Annotated in this window: 1 protein-coding gene; it reads left to right on the top strand. The window is 41.6% G+C overall.

The window, feature by feature from the left end; translation table 11 throughout:
• On the top strand, window positions 1-500 hold a 500-nt coding region (locus HGP28_RS19045), incomplete at its 5' end, for a hypothetical protein (protein WP_168837989.1).
• Window positions 501-553: the final 53 nt, after the last annotated feature.

The following is a 553-nucleotide window of genomic DNA, read 5'->3' as shown; positions in this document are numbered from 1 at the left end:
AACTGGCTCCTGAAAATAAAAAAACCGAAGTGGTGAGGTTCAAAACCACATTGTCTGAGTACGAGATGCTCAACTACTTGAAAGAAAATACTGGCTACAACAGCATCGGTGCAATGCTATACGACATGTTCATTGAACTATTCAACGACAAAGGCGTCGTCATCAATATGCCTGGAGAATCAGCCGAAAGAACGCAGCAGGACTTGAGGCAAATTGGCACAAACTTGAACCAAGCAATCACAGCAGTCAACGCAATTGCGAGCTGGCAGCGAAATGAGAAAACAACAGAAAAAGGGCTAAATAAGCTACAGAAAGATCTGAATATATTGAAGGCTGTGGTCAAAAAACTGCATGAAGAGACAAAAAACGGATTGCACAGGGAAAGCTTCAACGAGGAAACATTCAAGAAAATCAGAGGAATGAAGCAATCCGATGAAATCCCAGAGATTTCGAAGAAAATAAAAGCAAAGCTACAAACCCAGAAAGATAAGCTGAGCTAATAAGTCCTACCCCACCACCCATCGGGGCAATAATAAGAACAAAATGAGGCAAT

The organism is Vibrio agarilyticus (assembly GCF_012641465.1).
GTDB classification, from domain to species: Bacteria; Pseudomonadota; Gammaproteobacteria; order Enterobacterales; family Vibrionaceae; genus Vibrio; species Vibrio agarilyticus.
The sequence above is the reverse complement of the archived record's forward strand: the minus strand, read 5'-3'. Positions and strand labels throughout refer to the sequence as shown.